This window comes from Oceanithermus profundus DSM 14977 (assembly GCF_000183745.1).
Lineage (GTDB): Bacteria > Deinococcota > Deinococci > Deinococcales > Marinithermaceae > Oceanithermus > Oceanithermus profundus.
Genome location: NC_014761.1, coordinates 254,202 through 273,564, shown reverse-complemented (window position 1 = coordinate 273,564; position 19,363 = coordinate 254,202). Strand labels below are relative to the sequence as shown.

Annotated in this window: 21 protein-coding genes and 1 pseudogene; 8 read left to right on the top strand and 14 right to left on the bottom strand. The window is 71.4% G+C overall.

Annotation, left to right across the window (positions count from 1 at the left end; genetic code table 11):
* Both OCEPR_RS01380 and OCEPR_RS01375 read left to right on the top strand, forming a co-directional pair.
* Complete coding sequence (locus OCEPR_RS01380) at window positions 1–552, top strand: hypothetical protein (protein ID WP_013456914.1); 552 nt, start codon at window positions 1–3, stop codon at window positions 550–552.
* 11 nt (window positions 553–563) lie between these two features.
* Window positions 564–3,449, top strand: a complete 2,886-nt coding sequence (locus tag OCEPR_RS01375) for a carboxypeptidase-like regulatory domain-containing protein (protein ID WP_013456913.1) — start codon at window positions 564–566, stop codon at window positions 3,447–3,449.
* Window positions 3,450–3,506: 57 nt separating this feature from the next.
* Here the strand turns inward: OCEPR_RS01375 and OCEPR_RS01370 are convergent, their stop codons facing one another.
* A complete protein-coding gene (locus OCEPR_RS01370; RefSeq protein ID WP_041554370.1) occupies window positions 3,507–4,253 on the bottom strand; it encodes a zinc ribbon domain-containing protein in 747 nt (248 codons plus the stop codon).
* Between the two features lie 18 nt (window positions 4,254–4,271).
* Window positions 4,272–4,943: an endonuclease III gene (nth, locus tag OCEPR_RS01365; RefSeq protein ID WP_013456911.1), complete on the bottom strand. Its 672-nt coding sequence runs from the start codon at window positions 4,941–4,943 to the stop codon at window positions 4,272–4,274.
* A gap of 21 nt (window positions 4,944–4,964) precedes the next feature.
* Here nth and OCEPR_RS01360 point away from each other — a divergent pair, with 21 nt between their 5' ends.
* Window positions 4,965–5,351: an ASCH domain-containing protein gene (locus tag OCEPR_RS01360; protein WP_013456910.1), complete on the top strand. Its 387-nt coding sequence runs from the start codon at window positions 4,965–4,967 to the stop codon at window positions 5,349–5,351.
* On the opposite strand, the gene OCEPR_RS01355 is transcribed toward OCEPR_RS01360, so the two are convergent.
* Genes OCEPR_RS01355 through OCEPR_RS01340 form a run of 4 tightly spaced genes read right to left on the bottom strand, consistent with a single transcriptional unit; the run spans window position 5,318 to window position 10,835 of the window.
* A complete protein-coding gene (locus tag OCEPR_RS01355; protein ID WP_013456909.1) occupies window positions 5,318–7,081 on the bottom strand; it encodes a GNAT family N-acetyltransferase in 1,764 nt (587 codons plus the stop codon). The two genes, OCEPR_RS01360 and OCEPR_RS01355, sit on opposite strands and share 34 nt — an antisense overlap.
* A 40-nt stretch (window positions 7,082–7,121) precedes the next feature.
* Window positions 7,122–8,558, bottom strand: a complete 1,437-nt coding sequence (gene proS / locus OCEPR_RS01350) for a proline--tRNA ligase (protein ID WP_013456908.1) — start codon at window positions 8,556–8,558, stop codon at window positions 7,122–7,124.
* 57 nt (window positions 8,559–8,615) lie between these two features.
* A complete protein-coding gene (locus OCEPR_RS01345; protein WP_013456907.1) occupies window positions 8,616–9,677 on the bottom strand; it encodes an endonuclease/exonuclease/phosphatase family protein in 1,062 nt (353 codons plus the stop codon).
* Window positions 9,678–9,686: 9 nt separating this feature from the next.
* Window positions 9,687–10,835, bottom strand: coding sequence for an MFS transporter (locus tag OCEPR_RS01340; RefSeq protein ID WP_013456906.1), 1,149 nt, complete (start codon window positions 10,833–10,835; stop codon window positions 9,687–9,689).
* A gap of 60 nt (window positions 10,836–10,895) precedes the next feature.
* Here OCEPR_RS01340 and OCEPR_RS12970 point away from each other — a divergent pair, with 60 nt between their 5' ends.
* The 3 genes and pseudogenes from OCEPR_RS12970 to OCEPR_RS01330 all read left to right on the top strand — a co-directional run bounded on the left by OCEPR_RS12970 (window position 10,896) and on the right by OCEPR_RS01330 (window position 11,680).
* Window positions 10,896–11,036 carry a hypothetical protein gene (locus OCEPR_RS12970; RefSeq protein WP_187288500.1) on the top strand — a complete coding sequence of 47 codons (141 nt, stop codon included), beginning with the start codon at window positions 10,896–10,898 and terminating at the stop codon, window positions 11,034–11,036.
* 18 nt (window positions 11,037–11,054) lie between these two features.
* Window positions 11,055–11,348, top strand: a pseudogene (locus OCEPR_RS12155) (DUF4269 domain-containing protein); the annotation flags it as partial.
* A gap of 8 nt (window positions 11,349–11,356) precedes the next feature.
* Complete coding sequence (locus OCEPR_RS01330; RefSeq protein ID WP_013456905.1) at window positions 11,357–11,680, top strand: hypothetical protein; 324 nt, start codon at window positions 11,357–11,359, stop codon at window positions 11,678–11,680.
* Here the strand turns inward: OCEPR_RS01330 and OCEPR_RS01325 are convergent.
* Window positions 11,677–12,168 carry a hypothetical protein gene (locus OCEPR_RS01325; RefSeq protein WP_041553892.1) on the bottom strand — a complete coding sequence of 164 codons (492 nt, stop codon included), beginning with the start codon at window positions 12,166–12,168 and terminating at the stop codon, window positions 11,677–11,679. The two genes, OCEPR_RS01330 and OCEPR_RS01325, sit on opposite strands and share 4 nt — an antisense overlap.
* Before the next feature lie 56 nt (window positions 12,169–12,224).
* The gene (locus tag OCEPR_RS12965; RefSeq protein ID WP_187288499.1) at window positions 12,225–12,380 is read right to left on the bottom strand and encodes a hypothetical protein; all 156 of its coding nucleotides are present in this window, start codon (window positions 12,378–12,380) and stop codon (window positions 12,225–12,227) included.
* A 204-nt stretch (window positions 12,381–12,584) separates the two neighbouring features.
* Between OCEPR_RS12965 and OCEPR_RS01320 the strand changes: the two genes are divergently transcribed.
* Window positions 12,585–12,902 carry a hypothetical protein gene (locus OCEPR_RS01320; RefSeq protein WP_013456904.1) on the top strand — a complete coding sequence of 106 codons (318 nt, stop codon included), beginning with the start codon at window positions 12,585–12,587 and terminating at the stop codon, window positions 12,900–12,902.
* Window positions 12,903–12,918: 16 nt separating this feature from the next.
* On the top strand, window positions 12,919–13,215 hold the full coding sequence (locus OCEPR_RS01315; RefSeq protein ID WP_013456903.1) for a hypothetical protein: 297 nt from the start codon (window positions 12,919–12,921) through the stop codon (window positions 13,213–13,215).
* Window positions 13,216–13,260: 45 nt separating this feature from the next.
* On the opposite strand, the gene OCEPR_RS01310 is transcribed toward OCEPR_RS01315, so the two are convergent.
* The 6 genes from OCEPR_RS01310 to OCEPR_RS01285 form a co-directional block, all read right to left on the bottom strand.
* Window positions 13,261–14,106, bottom strand: coding sequence for an SDH family Clp fold serine proteinase (locus OCEPR_RS01310; RefSeq protein ID WP_013456902.1), 846 nt, complete (start codon window positions 14,104–14,106; stop codon window positions 13,261–13,263).
* 11 nt (window positions 14,107–14,117) lie between these two features.
* Window positions 14,118–14,792, bottom strand: a complete 675-nt coding sequence (locus OCEPR_RS01305; RefSeq protein ID WP_013456901.1) for a rhomboid family intramembrane serine protease — start codon at window positions 14,790–14,792, stop codon at window positions 14,118–14,120.
* Between the two features lie 3 nt (window positions 14,793–14,795).
* A complete protein-coding gene (locus tag OCEPR_RS01300) occupies window positions 14,796–15,527 on the bottom strand; it encodes a hypothetical protein (protein WP_013456900.1) in 732 nt (243 codons plus the stop codon).
* 2 nt (window positions 15,528–15,529) lie between these two features.
* Window positions 15,530–16,024: a hypothetical protein gene (locus OCEPR_RS12960; RefSeq protein WP_013456899.1), complete on the bottom strand. Its 495-nt coding sequence runs from the start codon at window positions 16,022–16,024 to the stop codon at window positions 15,530–15,532.
* Window positions 16,025–16,035: 11 nt separating this feature from the next.
* Window positions 16,036–18,033 (bottom strand): DUF505 domain-containing protein, encoded by a 1,998-nt coding sequence (locus OCEPR_RS01290; protein WP_013456898.1) that lies wholly within the window; start codon window positions 18,031–18,033, stop codon window positions 16,036–16,038.
* 202 nt (window positions 18,034–18,235) lie between these two features.
* Complete coding sequence (locus OCEPR_RS01285) at window positions 18,236–19,348, bottom strand: hypothetical protein (protein ID WP_187288498.1); 1,113 nt, start codon at window positions 19,346–19,348, stop codon at window positions 18,236–18,238.
* Window positions 19,349–19,363 lie beyond the last annotated feature (15 nt).

Genomic DNA, 19,363 nt, shown 5'->3' with positions numbered 1-19,363 from the left:
GTGATCCGACGAATCGTGTGTGCGCTTGCCCTGGGGCTGCTGCCCGCACTCGCCACGACCTACCGGCCCGTGACCGTAGCCGACGCCGTTCAGGGGCGCGTGGAGGCCGGCTACGTAAAGGTTTCCGGCCGCTTCCTGGCCTCGGGAGCGTACCAGGGGCTCGTCCGCGGCGTCGTCGCGGGCGCCCGCTTCGCGCTCCCCGTCGAGGGGCAGGTGTTCGACTACCGGCCGCAGCCGGGCGCCTTCCTGGAGGTCTGGGGCGAGCTCGTGCGCGGCCCCGACGGCTGGATGCTTCGTTTCCACAACGCCCGCCCGCCCGGCGAAGCCCGCGGCCCCCGGCCCGTGGGCGACCCCCGCCCCGGCGAGGTCCTGAAGGTGTGGTTGCGCGTGTATTCCGCAGGGGGCGTCGCCGCCCGAACGATCGGGCGGAGCGAGGACGGGCGGTCGTTCTATTTGCGCAACTACACCGGGGGCCCCGGGGTGCACTGCCTCGTGGGCCGTCTGCTAGAGGCCGACGTCTTCGAGGTCACGAAGGCGTGCGCGGACGAATGAGGAGGTCGAAAATGCACGCGTTCCACCCACCGCACCGGCGGCTCTGGCGCGGCGTCTGGCTGCTGGTGCTCCTGTTCGCCGTGGCGGGTTGCGGCGGCGCCCGCCCGCCCGCCAACGTCATCGGCCACCTGGGACCGGCCGGAGGCTGGCTCGAGGGCCCCGACGGGATCGCGGTCTCGCTGGTGGAAGGCGCGATCGAAACCTCGATCGCGGTCGTCCTCGAGTCCGCACCGCAGCCGACCCTGCCCCTTCCCACAGGCGTCCAGCCCGTGGGCGACGCCTACCGCATCGCCGCCGACCGGGACGTTCCCGCGAGCGAACCCTTCGTTCTGGTCGTTCCCCTCCCCGAGGGCGCGGACCCCACCGGCCTGGCCCTCGCGGTCTACCACCCCGGCGGCGCCCCGCACGCGCCCGACCCCATGTGGTTCCGCATTCCGGGGACGCCCACGACGGAACTTGGCGCCTTCCTGGTCCAGCTTCCCTCGCTCCCGCAGGAGGGGCTGGTCTTCCTTCCGGTGCGCGACGGCGCCGCCGAGCTGCCCGCGGCCGCAGACGGGGGCGTGCGTCCGGCCGACGGCCTGGGCAGCGCCTGGCTTCCCCGCGGCAAGGCGATCGTCACCCCCAAGGGCGCATTCAACAGCACCGCAGTCGCCGCCTTCGAGTCGGCGATGAACGAGATCCTCAATCTCTACCGCCGCTCCAAGCTGCGGCCGCCGCTGCTGCAGGTGGTGGGCGCGAAACCGATCGTCCAGGGCCGGGGAACGCCCGTCCGCATGGACTACACGAACGCCAGCTACGGCTTCTACATGATGCCGAGCGGCACCGGCGCGTGCGGCGCGAACGTCCTGGGCTTCTACGATCCTCGCGCCCGCATCATGGTCGTCTGCGCTCCCACTGACGGTTCGATGTCGGCGCTGATGAAGCGCACCCTCATCCACGAAATCTTCCACGCGGTACAGGGGCGCTACGGCAGGAGCGCCTTCTGGTGGGCGGAGAGCACCGCGGCGCTCTCGGAAAACTCGATCCAGGACGCGGCCTTCCAGCCGCTGCTGACGCCGGACTACAGCGCCCGCAGTGACTGGATTCCGCTTCCCTACTTCGGCCGCAAGGCCCATTACCGCAGCCAGGACTTCTGGTACCACGTGCTCAGGGAGCGCGGGCTGGCCTTTGACGCGGCCATGGACGCCTACATGCGCCACCCCATGACGGTCGCGGGTGCGAACGATGCGCTGGGGGGGAAGCTGGCCGACGAGTACTGGCACTGGTTCAAGGACCAGACCTACGTCAAGGGCGCGGCGACCGCCCGCCCCGCGCCGGGCTGCCGGCCCGACCCCAACACCGCGATCAACGTGGCGCAGCTGAACGCCAACACCACCTCCGAGACCTTCGTGGACCACAGCTACAAGCGGTACGTCTTCTCGGGCGCCGTCTTCCGCTACAAGCTGCCGAACACCGAGCCCTTCCCCGTCACCTGGAGGCTTTGGTTCACGATCTCCGGCGACCCCCTCACGCCGAACGACCGCAACGCCGTCGACACCCAGGCCTGGAGCTGCAGCTGGCAGACGGGCCCCGTGGAGATCCGGGTGCCCCCCGGGCAGACCCTCGAAAGCGGCGCCCTGGCCGCCAACGTCGACCTGGGCGCGGCCGCAGACGACGAGGCGACCCTGGTGGGGGGCGGGAAGCCCTACCGGCTGCACGCCAAACCCCTGCGCGGCAAGGTGGCGCTCGACGGGCCGACGGGGGGGCTGAGCGTGACCGTGACCGAGCTCAGCACCCTTGGTTCGATGAGCTTCGCCCTGACCGAAACCTCGCCGGGGAGCGGCACCTACCTGATCGGCCTGCCCGTGGGCCGCTACGACATCCGCGCGAGCGGCAGCGGCGGCTACACGGCCACGTACCGCAACGTGGCGGTCCAGGAAGGCGCCACCGTGACCCCGGCTCCCGAAAACCCGCCGGGCCGCGAGGTCGTCTTCCTGGGGCGGTCGTCGGGCGGTCCGTTGAACCTCTACCTCTGGGACCTCGATCGGGGAACGGTGCGCGCCCTGACCTCGTTCGCCGACGATACCTGGGCCGACCCCGCGACGCAGGCCGTGTCCTTCGCGGCCGTGCGCACCGCGGCGGGGGACCTGGTGGCCGTGATGCTCCAGGATCCGGGCTCGAGCGGCACCGAGGTGCTCTACCGCCTCAGCCTCGCCGACGCCCAGGCCGTCCCCGTGGCCAACCTGCCCGGGAGCTACCAGCTCAGCTACGTCAACCTGAGCTTCCAGGAAGGCGGCACCCTGCCCGCGGCGCTTCGCTACTTCGACGACACCCTCGGGACCCAGCAGCTGCAGATGATCGACCTGCAAACCGGCGAGGTCGTCTGGACCGCGGACGTGAGCGGGTACGCCACGCAGTGCAGCTGGCGCCCCGGCCGCAGCGTCTGGGCCGGAGGGTACCTGCTGGGCTGTGGAAACATGAATCCTGACTCGAGCTGGACGGCCCTGGTCGCCGCCGTTCCCTCGCCGCTGGGCGGTTACCAGGGCACCCTCGCGCGCAACCCCGCCTTCATGCAGTTCGAAGGCCCCGCCGACTTCGGCGGCATCGAATTCGGCAACTCGATGATCTTCGTGGAGCGCGCCCTCTACCCCGACTTCTCGGAGGCCACCGGATTCGTCGTCGACGCCAACACCACGACCAGCACCTTCGTCGCACTGCCCGGAGAAACCCCCTACGGCTGCAGCCCGGCACCCAAGCTCATGCAGGTGGCCTGCCTGCGCACGGGCGGGGTGGTCGTGCACACCGTCGACGGCACCGGCGCCGTCACCCAGACCGAGAGCTTCGCCCTGCCCGGGGGGTACACCATCGACACCGGCCAGCTGGACGCAATCGACTTCGTGGAGCCGCTCGAGCGCTGAACGCCCCGCAACGAGCGACGCGGGGGCGGGCCCGCCCCCGCGTCGCGTTTGGCGCACCTAGCTCGAGGGTTGCTCGGGGCCCTTCCACAGCAGGCGGCCGCAGCTGGGGCAGCGCACCACCTGCTGCCCCTGGTAGACCCGCTGGGCCACGTGGGTGGGCAGCTGCACGCTGCAGGCGCTGCAGCGGTAGACGCCCCCCTTGGCGTAGACGAGCGCCACCCCCACGCCCTTGCGGGCGCGGCGGATGGCCTGGTACTCGCGCAACAGGTTCTTGGGGATGCTGGCCGCCATCTCCTCGCGCTTGGCCAGCTTCTCCTGGTACTCGGCCTCAAGCTGGGCGACGCGCTCGGCGTTCTTGGCCTCGAGCGCGTCGAGCTCGGGCTTCATCTCGGCCATTTCGGCCTCGAGCGCCTGGATCTGCTCGGCCAGGTTTTCCATCTCCTCGAGGATGGGCATGGTCAGTTCGGTGAGCTCGTCGATGCGGGTCGAAAGTTGTTGGATGCGGTTTTCGAACTGGGTCTGCTCGCGCACGCTCGAGGACTGCATCTGCTCGTCCTCGGCCTGCTTGCGCTTGGCGGTGAGGTCTTTGATCTCCAGGTCGTTCTGCTTGTACTCGCGCTGCAGGGTTAGGTAGCGCTCCTTGAGCTGGCCCAGCCGCGCCGACAACTCAGCCCACTTCTCGCGGGCCTCGATCAGCTCGGGCGGCAACAGTTCCTGCTGTTCCTTGATTTTATCAAGCTCTTGGTCGCGCTCCTGAAGGGTGTACAAGTCGGCAAGGGCACCCGCAATATTCACGTCCTCCATCATAACACCCCGGCGGGCTCAGGCGTTTCGCCGGTTAGGGCAGTCGTCCGCCAGCACGCAGGCGTCGCACTTCGGCTTGCGCGCGGTGCAGACGTAGCGGCCGTGGAGGATGAGGGCGTGGTGCACAAAGACCCACTTCTCCCGGGGAAAGAGCGCTTCCAGCTCGGCCCCGATCTTCTCCGGGGTCCGGGCGCGCGAGAGGCAGAGCCGGTGCGCCAGCCGCGCCAGGTGGGTGTCCACGGCGATGCCCGGCACCCCGAAGGCCGCGCCCAGCACCACCGTGGCCGTCTTCCAGCCCACGCCGGGCAGCGCCATCAACGCCTCCTTGTCGCGCGGGACCTCGCCGCCGTGCTCCTCCACGAGCTTGCGCGCCAGCGCCACCAGGTTGCGCGCCTTGGTGCGAAACAGCCCGATGCGGCGGATGAAGGGCTCCACCTCCCCGGGGGTAGCCGCCGCCAGCGCCTCGGGGGTGGGAAAGCGCGCGAAGAGGGCGGGGGTGGCCTCGTTGACCGACTTGTCGGTGGCCTGGGCGCTGAGCACGGTGGCCACGAGTAGCTGGAAGGGGTTCTCGTGGCGCAGCTCGGTGCGCGCCTGGGGGTAGGCGGCCTCCAGCTTCTTCAGGATGCGCAGGGCGCGCTCGCGCTTTTTGGTTTTGGACTCGCGCGGGCAACGCAGCTTCGCGGGCGCCATGGGGCCGATTATACTGGCCGCATGCCCCGCCCCAAGCGCGGCCTGATCGTGCGCGAGCCCTACGCCGGATGGATCGTCGACGGCGTGAAGACCTGGGAGATCCGCAAGCACCCCACGCGCGTTCGCGGCCCCATCGGCATCGTCAGCGGCGGCCGCCTCATCGGGCAGGTGGACGTGGTGGGGGTGGAAGGGCCCTTCGGTGCGGAAGAGCTTTCGGCCTTCGAAGACCGCCACCGCGCGGGCGCGTTCCTGGAGGCCTACGCCCAGGGCAGGCCGCTGTGGGCCTGGGTGCTGGAAAACCCCCGGCGCTACCCCGAGCCCCTGCCCGTGCCGCCGCGCCGGGGGCGGATGCTGTGGGTGGACCTCGACGGGGTTCAGTGGCCCGGCTCGGACCAGACCGAGCCGTAGCCGACGTAGACGATGCGGTCGGGCTCGAGCGCGGCGCGCACCTCCTCCCGGTGGCTGCTGACCACCAGGGTGATCCCCGCCTCGCGCGCGAGGCGGGCCAGCGCCCGGGCGAGCCGGCGCGCGTTCGGACCGTCGAGGTGGGCGGCGAACTCGTCGACGAGCAGCAGGTCGGGGCGTCCGGCGAGGAGCAGCGCCAGCAGGAAGCGTTCGCGCTGCCCGGTGGAGAGCTGGTCCGGCAATGCGCGCCAGAGGACCGCGTCGGCCAGTCCCATCCGCCCCAGCAGCTCCGCCGCGGCCGGCACGTCCTGAAGCCGGCGCGCCACCCGCTCGAGCAGCACCTCGTCCCCCGGAGCGGGCTCGGCGACGCCGGGCAGGTAGGCTTCGACCCGCCCCTCGGGCACGTCCACCCAGCCGGCGTCGGGCATCTCGTCCCAGAGCAGGCGCAGGAGCGTCGTCTTCCCCGCCCCGCTGACGCCCCACAACAACTGCACCGTTCCCGGTTCGATGCGCAGCTTGACGCCGCGCAACACCCGGCGCTCGATGCGGCGGCGGCGCACCCCGAAGGCCTCGAGCAGCCCCCGCACCTCGGGCGCCAGGTCCTCCAGGTCCAGGTCGCTGGCGTACGCCTTGTCCACCCCGTGGAAGACCACGGGGCCGGCGAGCCCGCGCACCCGGCCGTAGCGCGGGCGGTAGAGCCGCCCGCGATGCTCGACGGCGTAGGGATCGGACTGCAGGAAGCGGCGCATGCGGCGCGCCGCCGCGTCGGTGAGCGGGTAGGCGAGGACGGGCCGCCCGGAGGCGGTGTCCCACAGGTAGCGGAACCCCGCGTTCTCGAAGAAGGGGTGGTAGCGGGCCATCTGCGCGACCGTGCACACCAGCTCCTTGTCGCGCCGCCCGTCGGGAACGCCGCGCTCCACCGCCCACTCGAGCCCCAGGCGCACGATCCGCGCGCCCAGGCCGTCCGAGCGGTAATCCGGGTGCACGACCACGCGCGCGATTCGCGCGGCCGCCACCCGCACCCGGTCGATCGCCCGCTGCGCCGCTTCTTCCCAGGGCCGCCCCTCGGGCAGCAGGTCCTTGACGTCGAAGGTGGGGTGGAACCAGTCTGCAGGAAAGACCTCTTCACGGATCCGCCGCTCGACCCCGCCGGGGGTGCGCCGGTGCATCGCCGGCAACGGCGGGTCGAGCCGCAGGTAGGCCACGATGGCCGGCTCGAAGGGCTTGCGCTCGGCGAGCTCCATGACCAGGAAACGGCTCGCCGGGGTGGAGCCGCGGATGTCGAGCAGCCGCCCCTCGCCCTGCCGGCAACGCGGCTTGGCGGACGCCCGCACCCGGCGGCCGTCCGGGCAGCGCCACACCGCCACGGTCTCGTGGTCCGAGGCGTAGTGGTACTGCTCCAGCTCGGCGATCGCCTCGTAGTCCTGCTCGAACCGCGCCTCGCGCACGCGCAGGGCGTAGCCGTAGAGCGTGCGGGCGTAGACGCCGGAGCGCGCGTGCTCGACCTCGCGCTCGAAAGGGGGCCAGTGCACCCGTCCCGCCCGCTCGAGGACGTAGTCTTCCGCGTCGAGCAGGTTGCCCGCGGCCCCGCCCCGAATCCGCAGCTGCACCTCCTCGCCCTCGCGCAGCCAGCGCGCCGCGTCGCCGCTCATCCGCAACGTGGGCCCGCCGACGAGGTCCACCTCGCCGAACCAGCGCCAGTAGACGCGCCGCGCCGCGATGCGGTAGTTCATGCGTCCAGCCTACCGCGGGGGCGGGAGGCCGCGGCGTGGATCAGTAGGCCTTGGCGAAGAGGACCCGCTTGCCGTAGGCGCTGGGCCGACCGCAGCGGACGCAGACCCCCTCCTCTTCGGGAAAGTCGAAGGGGATCAGGCGGGTGGTGGCCTTGGTCTCCTCCTGGATGGCCTTCTCGCAAACGGCCTCGCCGCAGTGGAAGGCGGCGGCGAAACCGCGCTCCACCTGCGCCTTGAAGGCGTCGTAGTCGTCCACCCGGCGCACCCCGGCCTCGCGGAAGGCGAGCGCGCGCTCGTAGAGGGCCCGGTGGAAGCCCTCGAGCCGCTCGGGCAGGAGCCCCGGCAGGTCGCGCAGGCCGATGAACTCCTTCTCGCCGCCCAGCCGGCTCTTGAGGACCGCGTGGCCGGCCTCGACGTCGCGGGGCCCGATCTCGATCCGCAAGGGCACGCCCTTGAGCTCCCACTCGTTGAACTTGTAACCGGGGCTGTACTGGTCGCGGTCGTCCAGGTGAACGCGCACGCCGGCGGCGCGGATCTCGCGCACGAGCTCGCGCGCGGCCTCGAGCACCACCTCGCGGGTGTTCTTGCGGTAGATGGGGACGACGACCACCTGAATCGGGGCCAGCCTGGGCGGCAGGATCAGGCCCTGGTCGTCGCCGTGGGCCATGATGATCGCCCCGATCATGCGGGTGGAAAGCCCCCAGGAGGTGGTCCAGACGTACTTTTCCTCCAGGTCCTGGTCCTGGAAGGTGATCTCGAAGGCCCTGGCGAAGTTCTGCCCCAGGAAGTGGCTGGTGCCGGCCTGGAGCGCCTTGCCGTCGCGCATCATCGCCTCGATGGTGGTGGTGTAGACGGCGCCGGCGAACTTCTCCTTCTCGGTCTTCATCCCCTCCCACACGGGAATGGCGGCGTAGTCGCGGGCCAGCTGGGCGTAGACGCCCAGCATCCGCCGGGTCTCCTCCTCGGCCTCCTCGCGGGTGGCGTGGGCGGTGTGGCCCTCCTGCCAGAGGAACTCGGTGGTCCGCAGAAAGGGCCGCGGCCGCTTCTCCCAGCGCACCACGTTGGCCCACTGGTTCATCAGCACCGGCAGGTCGCGCCAGCTGCTGATCCACTTCGACCACATGTAGCCGATCACCGTCTCGCTGGTCGGCCGCACCGCCAGCGGTTCCTCCAGCTCCTCGCCGCCGGCGTGGGTGACCACCGCCAGCTCGGGAGCGAAACCCTCGACGTGCTCGGCTTCCTTTTGGAGGAAGCTCATGGGGATGAAGAGCGGGAAGTAGGCGTTCTCGTGCCCGGTCTCCTTGATCATCCGGTCGAGCTCGCGCTGCAGGTTCTCCCACAGCGCGTAGCCGTAAGGGCGCATGACCATCGTGCCGCGCACCGGGCCGTAGTCCACCAGCTCGGCCTTCTGGATGACGTCGATGTACCACTCACTGAAGTCCTGCGATTGCGGCGTGACGCCTTGCTCCTTCGCCATAGGGCCTATCCTAACCCGCCGGGGCGAGACGGGCGCGGCTCCCTTGCGCGCCGGAGGTCACGGCCGCGCGCGCAGGCGCACCCGCACCGGGTTGTGGTCGGAGCTGGCGAAGCCCAGGTCCTCGGTGCGCACCTCCTGCACCTCGACGTTGGGGCTCACCAGGAAGCCGTCGATCACGGTCACGTAGTTCTCGCCCGGGCGCCATGGGCGGCTCACGGAGCGGTTGGTGGGCGTACGGGCGTCGTAGGCCCAGGTCCAGCCCGCGGGCGTCCAGTCCTCCGGGAAGGGCAGGTAGAACCCGGGGCGCGGCTCGCTGTGGGCGAAGGCCGCGTCCGGGTCCACCCCGGGCAGGATCAGGTTCCAGTCGCCGCCCACGACCACGTAGTTGCCTCTCGCGTACTCGCGGGTCATGACCTCCTTGATGTAGCCGAGCTGCTGCTCGCGCAGCTGGCCGGCGTCGAAGGCCGAGTTGTGGGTGTTGATCACCACCCAGTCGCGCCCGTCCGCGGCCGGGTAACGGGTGAGGACGAAGGCGCGGTCGAGCTGCACCAGCTGCACCAGGAAGCCGTAGCGGCCGGGGAGGGCGTGGCGCTCGGCGGCGGCGGGGCGCCAGCGCGACAGCGTCATCAACCCCGACTTGACCCGGCCCATCGGCCGGGCCACGGGCACCGGAACGAAAGCGACGTCGTAGTTCTTGGCCAGGACGAAGGCGTAGTCGGGGAGCGCCCGGGCCAACGCCAGCGCTTCGTTGATGCCGTAGCTGCGGCGGGAAGCCAGGTCCACCTCCTGGATCAGCACCACGTCAGCGGGGCGGTCCTTGAGGTGGGCAGCGATGCCCGCAAGGTAGCGCTCCACCTCGGCGCGGCCGGGCCAGCCGTGGGTTCCCCCGTCGAGAAAGAAGTCCTGCTCGGCGCCCAAGCCGGCGTAACCGATGTTCCAGGTCAGGAGGCTCAGGCCGGCGGGCGCACCGAAGCTTCCCTGCCCCTGAACCGCGAGCGGTTCCACGGGCTGCGGCCGGTAGTCGGTGATCCAGAGCCAGCCCACGAGGCCGGCGAAGGCCAGGGCCGCGAGCAGCACCAGGCCGAAGAGGGCTGCGAAGAAACGCCGGAGGATCGTCATGCCCCCATGCTACGCCGGACGGAAGCGGCCACCGCCGCCCCGGACCCAGACGAAGCCCAGGACCGTTAACAAGGCCCCCAGGGCCATCAGCGGGAAGAGGGCGCCCAGCCCTAGCGCCGCGGCGACCGCACCGCCCACGGGCGGCCCCACCAGGCCGCCCAGGTCCCAACTGGCGGTGAAGAGGCTGAAGGCCGAACCCCGCAGCTCCGGCCGGGCGGCGCGGGTGACGGCCACGATGTTCGCGGGCAGGTAGAGCCCCGCCCCGGCACCCATGAAGAAGCCGGCGGCGAAGGCGAACGGCGGCAGCGGCAGCGCCCAGAGCAGGAACAGGCCCAGCGTGGCGCTCACGAAGCCGGCGAGCGCTACCCACCCGGCTTCGAAGCGGTCGGCCAGGTACCCGGCGGGAAGGCGGAAGAAGACCGAAACCAGGCTGTAGAAGGCGAGGAAGGCGCCCACCCAGGCGGCCCGGAAACCGGCCTCGCTGAGGACGAGCGGGTAGAAGGTCTGCAGGGTGGCGAAGACGGCGGCGAAACCGGTGTTGGCCAGCGTGGGCGCGAGGATGCCCCGATCGCGCAGGACCGCGCCGAAGTTGGCCCACCAGGGGTTGGCGGAGGGCGCATCCAGCGTCTCGGGTACGCCCCAGACGAAAAAGGGGATCCAGACGAGCTGCACCCCGAGCACGAGCAACCACACCGCCGTGAACCCGTAGAGGTCCACCACGAAGCCGCCCAGGGCGGTGCCGCTCATCACCCCGATGCCCAGGATCAGGTTACGGGTGCCCATCACCCGGCCCACCACGTGCTCGGGCACCAGGTCGCTGGTGATGGCGAGCGAGCTGGGGGCGAAGAGGGCCATCGCCGCGCCCTGGAGAAAGCGCCCGACCAGCACGGCGGCGAGGGGCCCCAGGTAGAAGAGGCCCGAAAGCGCCCCCAGGCCCAGACCGATCAGGCTCGGCTTCTTGCGGCTCCAACCGTCGGAGGCCCAGCCCCCGAACGGCCGCAGCGCCAGCCCCGCGAGCGGCATCAGCGCCACCGCCCAGCCGATCCAGGCCGCCCCAAGGCCCTGGGCCTTGAGGTAGAGGGGCAGCGTGGGCACGGTCAGGCCGTAGGCCAGGAAGAAGAGGAAGGTGGCGAGGTGCAGGTTCCATACGGCGCGCACCCTTCCAGCTTACCCCGAAACTGACCCACCGGTCAGCCTTCGCCGAGGCAGAATGGAAGGGTGACCGCCCGCCAGGCCGCGGCCCTCGCCGCCTTCGGCCGCCGCCCGGGCTTCCGCGTGCGGTTGCAGATCGTGGACGGCCGGCCCGCGGTGGTGGCCCGCTTCCCGGAAGCGGGCTTTCCCGTGGAGGTCTTCGCCTAGGCGCGGCCGGCGCGCGCCCAGCGGGCGGTTCGGCACCTGCGGGTGGAGGCCCGCTTGCTCGAGCTCCACGGCGAGCCGCTGCGCCGCTGCGTGCGCGCGCTCAAGGCCCGGGGCGTCAAGACCGAGCCCGCCTTCGCCCGCTGCCTGGGGCTCGCCGGCGACCCCTACCTGGCCCTGCTGGGGCTGGGACGCGCCACCGACGCGGAGCTCGCGCGCCTCCGCTTCCGGCCGGAGCGCGGGGCGAAGCAGGCGGGCCTGTCCGGCCGCGGATCCGCAGCAAGCGACCGCGGACGGCGCCCCGCGGCTTTATAGTGCTGGAGATGGACGCCACCACCCAGACCGCCCTGGCTACGCTGGCCTTTACCGCAGGTTTCCTCTGGGTCGCCGCCCGCGCCCGCGGCTGCCGCCACCCCCGCTGCACCCTGGGGCTGGGCTTCGCCCTGGTGCTCCTGGTGCTGGTCCTCGTGGCCCTGGTCACGTTCGCGGTGGCCTCCGGCCGGATCGCCCCCTCCGAACTGCCCCTCTGGGTCACGAAAGGGTTGGGTTCGCTGCTGGGCCTTTCGGTCGCCGTGGCCGCGGTGAGCTACCTGGGGGCGCTGTTGCGGAGCGAGGAAGGCGGCCAGCCGCCGCGGCCGCAGGGCTAGGGCCGCAGCGGGCGGGCGCGCCAGGCCTTCCAGACCTCGAACGCCGGCCGCGGTCGCCCCGCGCCGTCCTCGAGCCCGTCGTCCTTCCAGATGAGCAGGGCCGGATCGTCGAAGCCGTGCTCCCTGAGGAAGGCGTAGCCCTCGTCGTAGTCGCGCACCTCCCACCAGACCACGAAGCGCGCGCCGAGGCGCTCCAGGTCGCCGAGGAGCCGCTGGACGTGGGCGGCCTGCAGGCCGGGCGTGGCGCGAATGTCGAAGCCGTAGGCGGGGACGACCAGGTCCTCGGCGGCAAAGCCGGTCCCGCTCACGGTCAGGGGTTTTTCGGGGTCGAGCGCCGCCCAGACGTCGAGCCAGCTCTCCGGGGGCGGGCCTTCGGCGCGGCCGCGGCGCGCCGCCTCGGGGGTGACGTAGGGGTAGGTCGAGAGGGCGATCAGGTCGGTGTGGAGCAGCAGCCGCCGGGTCACCTCGAGCCGGTCGGCGCGGCTCACCTCCCAGCTGTCGGTCTGGAAGGTGAGGAAGACGGTGAGGTCCGGGAACTCGCGCTTCAGCGCGGCGTAGACCTCGCGGCAGAAGGCCAGGAACTCGGTGAATCGGGGGTCTTGGGGGTGTAGGCGGCGTTGGCCTCGATGCCGTAGGCGGGCAGGTCGGGCTCGAGCGTTCGCACCAGCCGCCGGTGGTGGTTCAGGTAGGCGGCGATCACTTCGGGGTCGTCGAAGCCGCGCCCCGCCCAGTCGGGCGGCTGGGCGCACGCCGCCGCCAGGAGCAGGGTCGCCAGGAACGCGATCCGGGCCCGGACGTCCCCATTTTCGCACCCTTTCCTTCTTCGTGTGGCGGTCCCGACCGCCCTTCCACCGGGGGCGTAGAATGATAGCAGGGGAAAACCGATGCCCGACGGGAGGGCAACGTGAACCGCGACCTCTTCGGGGTGGTGGCCTTTGCCGCGGCCGCGAGCGCCAGCTACCTCTGGCTGGCGCTGTGCGCGGGGCGGTGCCGCGACGCCGGCTGCGTGAACCGCGCGGGGCGCTGGCTCGGGATCCTCGCCTTCGGCTGGATTGCCGCGCTCGTCGCCTGCTTGGTCTGGGGGCGGCTGACGCAGCAGGGTCCGTTTGCGCCCGGGGTCTTCCGAACCCCGCTGGAGCGCTGGCTCGCCTGGATGGTGGCGGCCTCGTTGCTCACGGCCGCCGCGGCCTACCTGCGGGCGGTGGCCCGCTGGGGGGAATAGCGCTTAACCTCTGGGTATGTTCCAGGCTATCGTCTTCGTAACCATTTGGAGCCTGCTGTTCTGGCGGCTGGGCCGGCGGATTCGCACCGCAAAATGCGGCCGCGAACTCGCGCGCACGGGGTACGCGCTCTTCGCGCTGGCGCTGGGGGGCACCGTCCTGATGGCCTTCGGCGCCGCCATCGATGCCGGTCCCGCAAGGCCCCTCACCGCGGGCGAACGGTTGCTGATCGCGGGGGCGGCGCTGTTCCTGCCGGTGAGCGGCGGGTCGGCGATGCAGGCCTACCTGAAACGCGCCGCGGGGTGCGACGGTTGACGGGAAAGGCCCCCGGGCGCGCCCGGGGGCCGGCGCCGCCGCCGACTAACGGCCCTTGCCGTTCACCTCGCGCTGGTGCGGCAGCGGGATGTACTGCACGCTCGGCTTGCCTCCGCGCGGCTGCGGGTAGAGCTCCATCAACTCGTACACCTCGGGCGGCATCTCGGTGCTCACCGGCAGGCCGAACCCCCGCGCCTGGGCGACGTCGATGGGGTAGTCGTGGGTCCAGGTGCCCTGGCTGAGCAGGCTGGCCACGTCCTCGACGCGGTCGTCGGGGATCGTGTTCTTGAGCAGCCCCATCACGGTCTCCTTGACCTGCTTCAGCGCCTTCTTGGACACGTCGGCGAGGATCAGGGTCTCGTCGTCGATGTCGGCGATCTCCTTCATCTCCAGCACCTTGACGATCGAGGCCGCGGGCTTGTTGCCGAGCTGCGGGTCCACCGGCCCCAGGACGGCGTTCTCGTCCATGACGATCTCGTCGGCGCCCAGGGCGATCAGCGTGCCGCCGGACATGGCGTAGTGGGGCACGAAGACGGTTACTTTCGCGGGGTGGCGCTTGAGGGCCTCGGCGATCTGCTCGGCCGCCAGCACCAGCCCGCCGGGCGTGTGCAGGATCAGGTCGATGGGCACGTGCTTGTCGGTCATGCGGATGGCCCTGAGCACCTGTTCGGAGTCGTCGATGTCGATGAAACGCGCCAGGGGGATGCCGAGCAGGCTGATGGCCTCCTGGCGGTGGATCAGGGTGATCACCCGGCTCTTGCGCTTCTTCTCGAGCGCCGCCATCTTGCGGGCGCGCGCGGCGAAGAGGGCCTGCTGCTGAAAGTAGGGGCTCATCATCGAAAAAATGATGAAGAGCCAGAACAGTTGGCTGATCCAGTCGCTGCTGTTCACCTATGCACCTCCTAGAAACCGTACATGCCGTGCCAGAAAGGCTCGGCCTTGTATTCGCGCCGGGGCCGGGAGAGGTAGGTGAGCAGGTAACCCACGATGAACCCGCCCACGTGCGCCCACCAGGCCACGCCCGGCAGGCCCAGGGCCCCGTAGAGGACCTGGATGAGCACCCAGTAGCCGATGAAGAAGGCGGCCGGGAACCAGAAGAAGATCGGGGGCAGCGGCCAGATCAGGGTCAGGATCCAGGCCGTGGGGAAGAGCAGGAAGTACGCCCCCAAGACCCCGGAGATCGCCCCCGAGGCGCCGATCATGGGCACGGTGCTGCCGGGGAGGAAGAGGGCCTCGACGAGCGCGGCGCCAATGCCCGCCAGCAGGTAGACCAGCAGGTAGCGTCCGCCGCCCAGGCGCGCCTCCACCGCCGGGCCGAAGATCCAGAGGAACCACATGTTGCCCAGGATGTGCTCGAAGCCCCCGTGCAGGAACATGCTGGTGAAGATGCGCCCGAACTCGCCCGCCGGGTCGGCGAAGAAGAACTTGGGCACGAAGCCGTAGGCGTTTACCGCCCAGCGAAAGCCCTCGGGGCCCAGGCTCAGCTGCCAGAAGAAGACGAGGACGTTGGCGGCGATGAGCAGGCGCGTCACGAGCGCGGGGCCGTGGTGCCGGATCGAGTCGCGGATGGGAAACACGGATCAGCCCTCCTTCCTCAGGTTCGCCCAGCCCAGGCTGCGCCGGGTCTCGGGATCGTAGAAGATCCTCCGCGGCAGCGGCCGGGCGCGGAAACGGCGCTCGAGCGCGCGGTCCGCCGCCGCCGAGCGCGCGAAGGCCAGGAAACGCCCGCCCTCGGGCTCCGGCGTCCAGAAGCCCACGCGCAGCGGCCAGAACGTCCCCTCGCCCTCGCGGGCCTCGAGCGAACGGTACAGCGGCGCCGACTCGGGGAGGATCCGCGTCAGCTCCGCGGCCTCGGCCGAGGCCAGCGCCGCCCGGTAGCGCCGCGCCGCCGCGGCCAGCCAGGTTTCCAGTTCGGGCTGCAAGACGTCGGGCGCCTCCGCGCGCCCCTCGAAGAGCTCCAGCTCGAGCTCGCCCTCCACCCGCCCTGCGGCGGTGTCCACCACCAGGACGCGCCGCCGCGCCGGCTCCGCCAGGGGCAGGTCGGCCGGCGCGAGCGCCTCCAGCTCGGGCTGGCGCGCCAGCAGCGCCTCCAACATCGCCGCCGCCAGCTCGCCGGCGCTGCCCTTGAAGGCGTGCTGGGTGAAACGGCGCATCTCGGCCGCGAAGGCCTCGTCGCGCTCGATGGCGTAGGAGAGCGCCGCGGTCAGCAGGGCCTCGCGCAGGGCGGCCCCGGGCAGGTACGCCGCCCCGTCGCGCCGGGGGAAGCCTTCGGGGCCGGCGGCCAGGGGGGCGAGGGTCTCGAGTACGAACACGCCTAGACCTGCTTGAGGAAGACTTCGGGGAACTCGAAGAGCACCCGGTCGCGGGCGTAGTCGGGGCCTTCCTGGTAGGCCACGGAGACGTAGCCGGCGGCCTCGAGGCCGCGGTAGATCTCCTGGGCGGTGGCGTGGTCCACGCCGAGCTGCCGCTCGAAGAACTCCAAGGCCTCTTCCACGGCCTCGTCGCTGGCGCCCACGAAGGCGCCCCACTCGCCCTTGACCATGCGCGCCAGGGCGGCCATCGAGACCGGCTTGCTGGTGAAGACCCAGCGCGGGCTCGTACCGGGAAGGTGGTGGGCGTGCCCCTCCTTCTCGAGCTCGCTGGCCCAGCGCACGGCCTCCGCGTGCCCCATCCCCGTCTTCATGAAAAGGGTCACCAGCGCGTCGCGCTCCCCCACCAGCCCCTGGGGGTAGGTCCGCGCCAGGTACCGGGCCAGTTCGGTTACGTCGCCCCGCTCGAGCAGCTGTTTCACCTGATCCAGGTCCACCATAACGGCCTCCTTTACTCCAACTCTACGAGACCGTGCACGTCCTCGCCGGGATTCATGGCCTCCGCGGCCTCGAGCAGCAGCAGGCCCGCCTCGTTGATCGAATTGCGCCCCACGAAGCCGGCCGCCCGGGCGGCCTCGAGCGCGTCCTCGAAGACGTCGCGGGGCAGCCCGCTGTACTCGATGGCCTCGCTAAGGTTGCGCGGCAGGACGCGCACCCGCTTCTCCTTGACGTAGAGGCTGCCCACGGCCCGCAAGGCCTCGACGACCCGGAAGATCAGCGGGTTCACCGGGTTGCCGAAGCCCTCGGGCACCCCCGCGAGCGCGCGGTCGAGCCGCTCGCCGGCGCGGGTCTCGACGACGTTGCCGTCGGGCAGGCGGTCGATCAGGTGGCGCGCCTCCAGCTTTTCGAGCGCCCAGCGGATGCGCTCGCGGTCGAGCTTGCCCTCGAGCGCGGCGTAGACCTCGTCCACGCTCATGCCGCGGGCGGGGACGGCGTGGAAGACCATCAGCTCGTAGCGCGAGAGGTGCGGCAGGCGCTCGGCGTGCTCCGCCAGCTGGGCGTAGAGGAGGCCCGAGCGCGTGGGTTCGGCGCTGCCCACGAGCCCTTGCTCGCGGGCCTCCCGCCACCACGCGTGGCCCGGCGCCGAGAAGGTCTTGCGCGTCATGGTGACGGCCTTGACCGCGGTGGCGCTCACGTCGCGGCGGTTCGCCCGCTGATCGTCGAGGACCAGCTCGCCCCAGTCCGTCAGGTAGAAGACCTCGCGGCCCTTCTCGTCCTCGCCGGTCTCGAGGAGGCCGAAGGACTCCAGGCTCAACAGGGCCTCGCGCAGGTCGAAGTTGTCGTCGTACCAGCGCGCCAGATCCGCCGCGGTCTGGAAGCGTTCGGCGATGAGGCGCTGCTTTTCGGGCATCGCGTCGAGCTTGCGCCCGTACTTTTCGACGAGCGCCTTGTACTCGGCCGCCTTGCGGTCGATCATCGCCCGCCGGAGCACCTCGAAGCTCGGGCGCTCCTCGGGGTTCGTCTCGCTGGCCTTCTGCCAAAGCGCCGCGATCTGCTCGAGCACCTCGGCCTCCTCGGCCTCGAGCGCGAAGCTCCACACGTCCTCGCGCACGCCGCCCTGCCACAGCCGCAAGGCCTCGAGCGCCCACTCGCCGGCCGGCAGCAACTCGCCCGCGGGGCCCACGTAGCCCAGGGCCTGCAGCGTGGCCAGCCCCGCCTCGGTGGCCTCACCGGCGTCGACGTAGTCGGCCAGGGCCCAGAGGATGTCGGCGGTGAGCACGTCGCCCTCGCCCCAGCCGCCGGTGGCCAGCGCCTTCTTGACCGCCTGACCCAGCGCGGTGAAGGCGAAGACGTCGGAGTCGGGCAGCGAGTAGGCGACGAGGCGCATGGCCTCGAGCCGCTGCTCGTCGTGCGCGGGGGTGGGCAGCTCGCTCGCCGGCGCCGGGCCCAGCGGCAGCTTGCGCACCACCTCGGCCAGCGCCGCGTCGATCTCGAGGCCCGGCTCGGCGGCGCGGTAGATCTCCAGCACCTTGCGGCCGGCGGTGGAAAGGGTCAGGTACTCCTTCTTGGTGGCGCGTTCGCGCACGCGCACGGCCAACCCCCGCTCCATCAGGGCGTCCGCGGCCAGCGGCCCCACCCGCCCCGCGCGCTCGGCGGCGTCGAGCATGGCGATCACCTCGCTGCCGATCCAGCGCCAGCCCTCGGGCCAGGCCTCGGGGCGGGCGAGGCCGCGCCCCTCGAGCACCACGAGCTCGCCCTCCGCCTCCTCTTCGGCTTCAGAGCGGGCGTCGGGGCCCTGTCGGTAGAGGTCGCGGAGCAACAGCGCCAGCTCGCGGCCGAAGTAGGTGGGCACGATCCGCACCGGTGTGCTGAAACGCGCCAGGCCCGCGAGCTCCAACTCCACGAAGGTCGGTTCGTCCACCTCCTCGAGCGGGGTGTAGGGCTTGTTGGCCTGCTCGTCCGCGAGCAGGCGTTCGAGCGCCTGCGCGTGTTCCTTTTTTATCACCATCTTGTGCTCCTCCTATCCTTCAGTCTAGTCCGGCCGGGCGCGGCGCCGCGCGCCAAGCCGGCCCCACACGGGCAACCTCGATACCGCAACATTATTGATTGCACATCACGGCGAATATGTCAACGTAATGACTTATGCTTCTTGACATGAATAGACTATAGTCCAGGCGCCGCCGCCTCCGGTACCGCCCTTTGCCGTGGGTTCAGGTTTCTTCGTCGAAGAAGAGCTCGGCCTTGATCTCGCGTTCCTCTTCCAGGTTGCCGCCCAGCGCCGCCCCGAGCACGCCGATCGTCGCGGTGAAGACGGCGTAGCGCAGCAGGTGCTCGGCCGTGGGCGCGAGGCCCATCCAGGCTTCGAGCAGCGCCCGGGGCAGGACCCAGGCCCCGGCGAGCGAGAGCAGGAGCAGGCCCAGCCACAGGGAGAGCATCCCCAGCCCCAGCGTCCCCAGCAGCACCAGGCGGGTGCGGGCCAGCTGCTCGCGCCAGGCGTGCTCGCGGCCGAGGCGGCCCAGGTCCTGGCCCGAGAAGATGAAGACCGCGGCGGCCACGATGCTGAGTGCCGCCAGGCCCAGCACCGCCCGCCAGGAAAGGTGCGCCCCCAGCGCCCAGGCGTCCGAGGTGAGCAGGAAGTAGACGACGCTGACCGCCGCCGCGGCGCTGAGCCGGCCCAGGTAGATCGGCATCCGCCAGGGGCGGTAGCCCCAGATGGCCGAGAGGATCTCGCGCGGGTCCTTGGCGAAGGTGCGGCCGTAGAAGCTGAGCGCGCCCCAACGCACGCGCACGTCCTCGAGGCGGGTGCGGGCCACCTCCTCGAGCTGGCGCCGCGCCTGTTCGCGCTGCGCCTCGGGAAAGGGCGCGAGCGCGAGGTCCTCGGGGCTCTCAACCGGGCGCATGGGCCCCGACCCGGCGTGGTCCAACCCCCAGAGGTGGCCGAGCAGGTGAAGCGCCAACGCCGCCAGGCGGCCGGCGAGCCGGGTCCCCGAGCCCAGCCGGCTGCTCGAGGCGACCGCCGCCTCCAGCGCCGAGCTGGGCACGCCCAGGGTGCTGGGTCCGTGCCGCGAGATCAGCTCGTTGGGCACGACGACGAGGACGTAGTCCCAGTGCCGGTGCAGCTTTTCCGCCACGCCGACCTCGAGCAGGTCGACGGGGTCGAGGGCGCCGCGGGGCATGAAGGCGCGGCGCTCGGAGGTCTCGATCCGCCAGGCGAACTCGGGAAAGGCGGCGCTCAGGTGGTCGTGCAGCCGCTTGCGGGCGGCGTCGTAGGCGGCCAGCACCTCGGGGTCGCGCAGGTCGGCGCCCAGCACCCACCCCAGCACCACCTCGGGGCGGCG

Excerpts from the sequence above, each read along its gene's own strand:
- OCEPR_RS12960 (WP_013456899.1), bottom strand. The coding sequence starts at position 16,024 with ATGGTGGACCTGGATCAGGTGAAACAGCTGCTCGAGCGGGGCGACGTA.
- OCEPR_RS01370 (WP_041554370.1), bottom strand. The coding sequence starts at position 4,253 with ATGGAGGACGTGAATATTGCGGGTGCCCTTGCCGACTTGTACACCCTT.
- OCEPR_RS01330 (WP_013456905.1), top strand. The coding sequence starts at position 11,357 with ATGGACGCCACCACCCAGACCGCCCTGGCTACGCTGGCCTTTACCGCA.
- OCEPR_RS01290 (WP_013456898.1), bottom strand. The coding sequence starts at position 18,033 with ATGGTGATAAAAAAGGAACACGCGCAGGCGCTCGAACGCCTGCTCGCG.
- OCEPR_RS01345 (WP_013456907.1), bottom strand. The coding sequence starts at position 9,677 with ATGACGATCCTCCGGCGTTTCTTCGCAGCCCTCTTCGGCCTGGTGCTG.
- OCEPR_RS01360 (WP_013456910.1), top strand. The coding sequence starts at position 4,965 with ATGCCCCGCCCCAAGCGCGGCCTGATCGTGCGCGAGCCCTACGCCGGA.
- OCEPR_RS01315 (WP_013456903.1), top strand. The coding sequence starts at position 12,919 with ATGTTCCAGGCTATCGTCTTCGTAACCATTTGGAGCCTGCTGTTCTGG.
- nth (WP_013456911.1), bottom strand. The coding sequence starts at position 4,943 with ATGGCGCCCGCGAAGCTGCGTTGCCCGCGCGAGTCCAAAACCAAAAAG.
- OCEPR_RS01355 (WP_013456909.1), bottom strand. The coding sequence starts at position 7,081 with ATGAACTACCGCATCGCGGCGCGGCGCGTCTACTGGCGCTGGTTCGGC.
- proS (WP_013456908.1), bottom strand. The coding sequence starts at position 8,558 with ATGGCGAAGGAGCAAGGCGTCACGCCGCAATCGCAGGACTTCAGTGAG.
- OCEPR_RS01375 (WP_013456913.1), top strand. The coding sequence starts at position 564 with ATGCACGCGTTCCACCCACCGCACCGGCGGCTCTGGCGCGGCGTCTGG.